Here is a 7389-nt window from a genome sequence, read left to right as displayed (position 1 = left end):
TTACAACGCTCAGGTTGGCGAGACTTACGCCATGATCAAAGCACTGAACAAACTTACAGGGCTTGGTATGCCTGAAACTCAGTATATTGTATAAAAGTCGCTCAACTTTAGGAGGTTTGGTTTCTCGTCTGAATTACGCAACAAAGCCGATCAATCGCTGCAATTAATAAGCTATTTGATGGCGATAATTTTAAAGTGAAGGTGCTATTTGATTCGGGAGTTACCTCACAAATTGCCAAGCAATACATGGTGAAGCAAAATACCTTGATTAGAACCAACCTGGGTGTTGAGGTTGATATTCAAACTATCGATACACAGGAAAAGTGGCAGCGTGAGGTGCTGAGTGCTAAGGATGAAGGGTTCAAAGCTATTATTGTCGGGCTCTATCAAACGCTTTTAGACAAGCAGGGGCGCAGTGTACCAGCAGATACCATTATCGAGTGGACAAATGCGTATTCTGAGCTGCCGATTTTTGCCTTTTGGGACTTTGCGGTTGGTAAAAGCAAGGCGATTGGTGGTGTGGTGCTATTTGGATTCAGTCATGGTCAGCAGGCAGCAAAATTAATCAATCAGATTGTTCAACATGGACATAAACAGCCGATTCCAATCGTGACTGGTAACAAAGGCAAAGCGATATATTCAGAAGTAGAACGAGCAAGGTGGAATATTGACATGCCAGAACACTGGGTAGCGGTCGAGTGAAATGTCATTACTAGGCTAACTGGGTCAAAGAAGTTTGAAATATGTTGTGCGTTTTATTTACAAATCACGGGATTACAGATAAAAAGAGCAAAAGAATTTTCAATTGATGACGATAATATAGAGTGATCAAATTAAGATAGTAAGATTATGAGTGGATCAAACAGTACGATTTTAACGGAAAGTGGTACCAATGAACTTGAGATAATTGAGTTTCATTTGGAGAAAGAACTGCCTGATGGCAGTACTAAGACGTGCTATTACGGTATTAACGTCGCGAAGGTGCGAGAGGTCATTCAAGTACCTGAGACAACGGATTATCCAAACGCGCAACCTCACATGGTAGGCGTTTTTTCCTCCCGTGATATTTTGACTCCGCTGGTTGATCTTGCTGGGTGGTTAGGTGTTGCTACCGCCAAAAACATCGAGAAGAAGTTTGTTATTGTTACCGATTTTAACAATATGACTAACGGTTTCTTGATCGATAGTATTAGCCGTATACACCGTATTTCATGGAACGACGTAGAGTCTCCAAGCCAGTTCTTGGAAGCAGGCGAACAAGACTGTGTGGTTGCAGTAGTACGTAAAGATGGCAATCTAATCATGATCCTCGATTTTGAGAAGATTATCGCTGATATCAACCCAGAACTGAGCATGGAAAAGTACGATGTGACGGTGGATAGGAACGTCGACCTGAACCAACGTATGGTGACTAAGCGAAATGCGAAGACTGTCATGGTGGTTGATGACTCTGCGTTTATTCGCTCTTTGATTCAAGATACCTTGAGCTCTGCTGGTTACAACATCATTTCATGTAAAGATGGCGGTGAAGCTCACGAGAAACTGATGAGCCTTATTCAAGTTGCGAAAGAAGAGGGGTTACCAGTCAGCGAACTGATTGATGGTGTTGTCACTGATGTTGAGATGCCACGCATGGACGGTATGCACTTGGTTAAACGCCTGCGTGATGAGCAGTCTTACGCTTCAATGCCAATCGTTATGTTCTCGTCACTGATGAGTGAAGACAACCGAGCTAAGGCTTTGGCGCTTGGTGCGAATGACACCATCACTAAGCCAGAGATTGGTAAGATGGTTTCTATGATGGATAAATACATTTTTGGTAAACAAGAAGCCTAGTGTAAATATCTTTCTGACTATCAGATAACTAGTTGATTTTAAAAAGGTACGCATTGCGTACCTTTTTTGCTTTTGGGGGAGTGGAATAGTTATTTAAACCTTAAAGAATCCAAGCTGCTGCTTTTGGTTCTCAGCCAGGCTAGAAAGCTCTTGGCTTGCCGCTGCCGACTGTGTGATACCAGTGACATTCTGGCTGACTAGTTCGTAGATATTACCGAGGTTTTTATTAATATCAGCAGTCACTTGTCCTTGCTCTTCTGACGCTACTGCTACTTGAGCGTTTAGCGTTGTGAGTTCTGAGACGGAAGCGCTAATACTGTTGAGCGCTTCGCTAACATGCGCTGCTTGCTGTTGGCTTTTCGAAAGCATCTCGAGGCTCGAGTTCATGCTATCGTTAGCGCTGCCTGATTGGCGCTGAAGTTCTTCAATAATGGTTTGAATCTCTTTGGTTGATTCTTGGGTACGTGCCGCAAGCATTCGAACTTCATCAGCAACAACTGCAAACCCACGACCGCTTTCACCCGCACGTGCAGCTTCAATCGCAGCGTTAAGTGCAAGTAGGTTGGTTTGCTCAGAGATGCCTTCAATCACTTCAATAACCTGACCGATCTGCTCTGATTGCTCTTTAAGTGTGTTTACTACCACCGCCGCTTGTGACAACTGCTCTGCCATCTTGGCTGCTTCGCGAGTATTTTGTTCAAAGATCGCTAGGCTATCGCGTGCCAGTTTATCTGCGTTGCTTGAAGCCTGATCAGCAAGGTTAGCGTTTTGCGTGACTTCAGAAGCGGTGCTCTCCATCTGGTTAATTGCAGATGCCACTTGCTCGACTTCATTCTTCTCTTGATCTGAATTAACGCTAGACTGAGTCATAACCGCTGCAAGTTCGGTTGAAGCCGAGGCAACGTCAACACTGATACGGACTAACGAATCAACAGTCGTTTTTAGCTGACCAACGGTAGAGTTAAAGTCTTTCGACAACTCAGTGATTTCGTTATTGCCCTCTTCAGCAACACTTACTGTTAGGTTGCCATTAGCGAGCTCTTGCATCGCTTTTTGCAACTTACGTATTGGCGTCACTATGATGCCAGCCAGGACCCAGCAAATGATAACAGCACTGACTAAGATTACGATTAAACCTAAGATAGATTGGTTCATGACCCCGGAGTGGATTTCTTGGTTGTGTTCCACTTCAGCTAGAGTAAGCTGGTTTAGTTTGCTCGATAGGTCTTCAATACCTTTGACCATCAACTGGCCTTTATCACGATAAAGAGCTGATGCTTGAGCGTATTTGACTTCGAAGTCTGAAGAATCGGCAGTTTGGTCGTGTTTGCTCTTGAGCAGTGGCACCATGGTATCTACCGAATAGCTTACATAGCCCTCAATTGCGGATTCCATCTGCTTTATTTCACGTTGTAGGCCGTCGATATCACGCAAAGAGTCTAACAGGCGAAGGTTATCATTTTGCTTAGCTAATAGAGTCGATTGTAACTCGGCAACATCTTCAGCGCGAAACAGGCTGTATATTGCCTTAATGCGCATGCCGTAAGTGTTGTCGATGATTTTGGTTAGTTCATCTTTGTGTTTGACCACGTCTTTTGTCGACACGGTTACTTGCTGGAAAGCATTGGTTAAATTGTTGGTACTGTATGTAATACCAACGATGAGTAATAGCATTGTGAATAAAACAGGTACGACAACCTGCAGCTTAATGGATAAGCCGTTTAGTAACTGACGCATTAAAAGTCCTCTACAAATAAATTTAGATTGGTTTGTTATAGTTATAATGAGATTGATTCTAATTGCATTCTTGTATAAATCAATGCGGTAAATGGGGAGATTTATCGAAAATTTGAACACACATTATGCAACTAAATTTTCTAAGCTTTTCATTGGGTTAAATGTTAAACAGGTTTTGCTTGTTAATTGTACATCGTGTGAGGTTTTGTAAATCCCTCGAGTGACAGTTTGCATTTAATTGGGCGGATATAAGGTTTTTAATCTGTCACACAGCCTTCAACGAAGTGAAACACAACTGTCATACTTGAGTCCTAAAGTGGGCATCGTTCAAGTGAAACACAACGGCAATAAAGCCACTTAAGGATATTGTGATGAAAAAGACAGTAATCGGTGCAATCGCACTTCTAGGCGCAATGGCAGTGACTTCAGTTTCTGCTAAAGAAACGATTTCAGCTGTAGGCTCTAGCAGCGTAACTCCACTGATGGAAGTTTTCTCTGAAACATACATGAAGACAAATGATAATGTGTTTATCGAAGTTCAAGGCCCAGGTTCATCTGCAGGTGTTAAAGCGGCCAAAAACGGCAGCGCTGACTTAGGTATGTCTTCTCGTAACTTGAAAGCATCTGAAAAAGAGCCTTCATTGAAAGAAGAAGTAATTGCACGTGATGGTATTGCAGTCGTTGTTAACCCAAAAAACAAGTTGTCTGGTCTGACTGGTGAGCAAGTAACGGCTATCTACAAAGGTGAAATCACAAACTGGAAAGACGTTGGTGGTGCAGATAAACCAATCGTTGCTATCACTCGTGATACAGCTTCTGGTACTCGTGGCGCATTCGAAGACATCATGAAACTTAAGAAGAAAATTTCTGGTAAGAAGGTTTCTGCAATCTCACAACGTGCTCAAGTTGCTAACGGTAACGGTGCGCTAAAAACTATGGTTGCGTCAAACCCTTACGCTATCGGCTACATCTCTCTAGGTACAGTTGACAGCTCAGTTAACGCGCTAGCAATCGATGGTACAGCCGCTTCTGTAGACAATGTTAAGAACGGCTCTTACAAAGTAGCTCGTCCTTTCCTTGTTCTTTACAAAGAAGGTAAGCCTTCAACTGAAACTCAGAAATTCCTAGACTGGATGCTAACGCCTGAAGCTCAAGCGCTAGTTGACCAAAAAGGTTACATCTCAGTTAACTAATTTTAGTTAGTAACCCTAATTATTTGCTCAGCCCACCTTTTCGGGCTGAGCGTTTTCAATCCAATTCGACTCTGCTTTGCAGCTCGAACTGTGAGATTTTCATATGACCATCGCAAATAGTGAAAAGCTTATGAATACTGAAGCGACTCAATTTGGCAAGTCAGGTCTGCGTGCGCGTAAGAACGTAGATTGGAGAGAGCGTATCTTTCACGGCTTGTTTCTAACCAGTGCGGTTATCGGTATTGTTTCTTTAGCGGTTATCGCTTACTTCATTGTTAAAGAGAGTATCCCTGCCTTCCAGGAAACGGGTGTCTCGGGTATTGTTCTTGGCCAAGACTGGTTACCGCCGGCACTTTATGGTGTTGCGACCATGATCGTAGCGTCAGTGGTTTCAACCTTAGGTGCAGTGGCTGTTGGTGTACCTGTCGGTGTATTAACGGCGATTTTTATTGCTGAAATCGCACCAAAGCGTGTCGCTGACATTATTCGTCCTGCGGTAGAGCTGCTAGCCGGTATTCCTTCAGTGGTCTACGGTTTCTTCGGCTTGGTGATCATTGTTCCTCTAATCCAAGACATTTTCAGTGTACCAGCGGGTAATACTATCTTAGCGGGTATCATTGTTTTGGGGGTGATGATTCTTCCTACGGTTATTACCGTTTCTGAAACCTCTATCCGCGCAGTTCCAAGAACGTATAAAGAGGGTTCCTTGGCACTCGGCGCGTCAAAAATCTTTACCATCTTTAAGCTGTTGGTTCCGGCTGCTCGTAGCGGGATCATGACAGGCGTTATCTTAGGTATCGGCCGTGCTTTGGGTGAAACGATGGCAATCATCATGGTAATGGGTAACGCTCCAGCAATGCCACAAGGTATTTTAGATTCTGCCCGTACACTTACCGCGAACATCGCAATTGAGATGTCTTACGCAAGTGGTATTCACGCTAATGCACTGTACGCGACGGGTGTGGTTCTGCTGGTATTTATTATGTCTCTTAACGCAGTTCTGCTTTATCTAAACCGTGAGAAGGCGAGGTAACAATGATGTCTCAAGTTAACCAAGCTAAGGCTTCTGCTATGGATACTTCCAAGCTTAAAAAAGCACGTCAGACCAAAGACAATATCTTAAATGCATTTGTTTGGGCTGCTGCGGCATTAACGGTCGGCTTCTTGTTCTGGATTATTTGGTACATTCTTTCGAATGGTCTTAAACATGTCGATTGGGCATTCATTACTGATAACTACACGGCGACAGGGGAAGAGAAAGGTATTTTCCCAATGATCGTCTCAACCATTTATATGGTGATTGCTTCGATTGCTGTGGCTGCGCCTTTGGGCATTATGACGGCTATCTATTTAACTGAATACGCGAAAGTGGGTAGTCGTTTAGTTAAGGTTATTCGTTTTTGTACTGAGTCATTAGCAGGTATTCCATCGATAATCTTTGGTCTCTTTGGTATGACTTTCTTTGTGGCGATACTGGGTTTGGGCTTCTCTATTTTATCGGGTGCCTTAACGCTAAGTATCCTTATTTTGCCAGTGATTATCCGTACTACGGAAGAAGCGCTAATGGCAGTACCACAAACCTATCGTGAAGGTTCTTATGCATTAGGGTCTTCGAAAATATACACAATCTGGCGTCTAATTTTACCAAGTGCAACGCCGGGTATCTTAACTTCGGTCATTCTAAGTATTGGTCGTGTTATTGGTGAATCAGCGCCTGTTTTCTTAACGGCGGGTATGGTAGCTCGAGTTCCAGACTCTCTGCTTGATTCGGGCCGAACCCTGACGGTTCATCTATATAAGCTCACCACCGAGCTATTCACAATTGAAGAGTGGAATCAGGCTTACGGTACGGCGACAGTGCTGATTGTAGTGGTCTTGTTGATCAACATGGCAACCAAATTGATTGCCAGCCGCTTTAATAAAGCGACGTATTAATCCTACTCAGCATCGCTAGACACGAATTAAAGAATTGAAGAGATTAAGAAAATGAATAAATTTGATATTGAAAATCTAGATCTATTTTACGGTGAAAACCAAGCGCTTAAATCAATCAATCTGCCGGTGCCAGAGCGCCAAGTGACAGCGCTGATTGGCCCATCTGGTTGCGGTAAATCCACTCTGCTGCGTTGCTTGAACCGCATGAATGACCTAATTGAAGGGGTTAAAATCACTGGTCGTCTAGATATGGATGGTGATGATATCTACGGCAATATTGATGTTGCGGATTTACGCATTAAAGTGGGTATGGTGTTCCAAAAACCAAACCCATTTCCGATGAGCATTTACGAGAACGTAGCGTACGGTCTTCGTGCTCAAGGGATTAAAGACAAAAAACACATCGATCAGGTTGTTGAGCAATCGTTGCGTGGCGCGGCTCTTTGGGATGAAGTGAAAGATCGTTTGAAGTCTCATGCATTTGGTTTATCGGGTGGTCAGCAGCAGCGTTTATGTATTGCGCGCACGATTGCGATGGAGCCGGATGTAATTCTAATGGATGAACCAACTTCAGCACTTGACCCAATTGCGACCCACAAAATTGAAGAGCTGATGGAAGAGCTGAAAAAGAACTATACGATTGTGATTGTTACGCACTCCATGCAACAAGCGCGTCGCATTTCTGACC

7 protein-coding genes are annotated in these 7389 nt (G+C 43.5%); 6 read left to right on the top strand and 1 reads right to left on the bottom strand.

What is annotated here, in order from left to right; genetic code table 11:
* The first annotated feature begins 264 nt into the window (after window positions 1-264).
* Complete coding sequence (locus QTO00_RS11240) at window positions 265-702, top strand: hypothetical protein (protein ID WP_331424897.1); 438 nt, start codon at window positions 265-267, stop codon at window positions 700-702.
* Window positions 703-849: 147 nt separating this feature from the next.
* Window positions 850-1836 carry a chemotaxis protein gene (locus tag QTO00_RS11235; RefSeq protein ID WP_331424896.1) on the top strand — a complete coding sequence of 329 codons (987 nt, stop codon included), beginning with the start codon at window positions 850-852 and terminating at the stop codon, window positions 1834-1836.
* A 93-nt stretch (window positions 1837-1929) separates the two neighbouring features.
* Here QTO00_RS11235 and QTO00_RS11230 read toward each other — a convergent pair whose 3' ends face one another.
* Window positions 1930-3573: a methyl-accepting chemotaxis protein gene (locus QTO00_RS11230; protein ID WP_331424895.1), complete on the bottom strand. Its 1644-nt coding sequence runs from the start codon at window positions 3571-3573 to the stop codon at window positions 1930-1932.
* A gap of 371 nt (window positions 3574-3944) precedes the next feature.
* Between QTO00_RS11230 and QTO00_RS11225 the strand changes: the two genes are divergently transcribed.
* The 4 genes from QTO00_RS11225 to pstB all read left to right on the top strand — a co-directional run.
* Entirely contained in the window at window positions 3945-4766 is an 822-nt protein-coding gene (locus QTO00_RS11225) for a phosphate ABC transporter substrate-binding protein (RefSeq protein ID WP_038201494.1), read from the top strand.
* A gap of 103 nt (window positions 4767-4869) precedes the next feature.
* Complete coding sequence (gene pstC, locus QTO00_RS11220) at window positions 4870-5799, top strand: phosphate ABC transporter permease subunit PstC (RefSeq protein WP_331424894.1); 930 nt, start codon at window positions 4870-4872, stop codon at window positions 5797-5799.
* Between the two features lie 38 nt (window positions 5800-5837).
* The gene (gene pstA / locus QTO00_RS11215; RefSeq protein WP_331424898.1) at window positions 5838-6701 is read left to right on the top strand and encodes a phosphate ABC transporter permease PstA; all 864 of its coding nucleotides are present in this window, start codon (window positions 5838-5840) and stop codon (window positions 6699-6701) included.
* Window positions 6702-6752: 51 nt separating this feature from the next.
* Window positions 6753-7389 (top strand): phosphate ABC transporter ATP-binding protein PstB (pstB, locus tag QTO00_RS11210; RefSeq protein WP_331424893.1); only part of this gene is annotated, 637 nt, incomplete at its 3' end.

The sequence above is a fragment of the Vibrio sp. M260118 genome (assembly GCF_036533755.1).
Lineage (GTDB): Bacteria > Pseudomonadota > Gammaproteobacteria > Enterobacterales > Vibrionaceae > Vibrio.
This window is presented reverse-complemented; position numbering and strand designations above follow the sequence as displayed.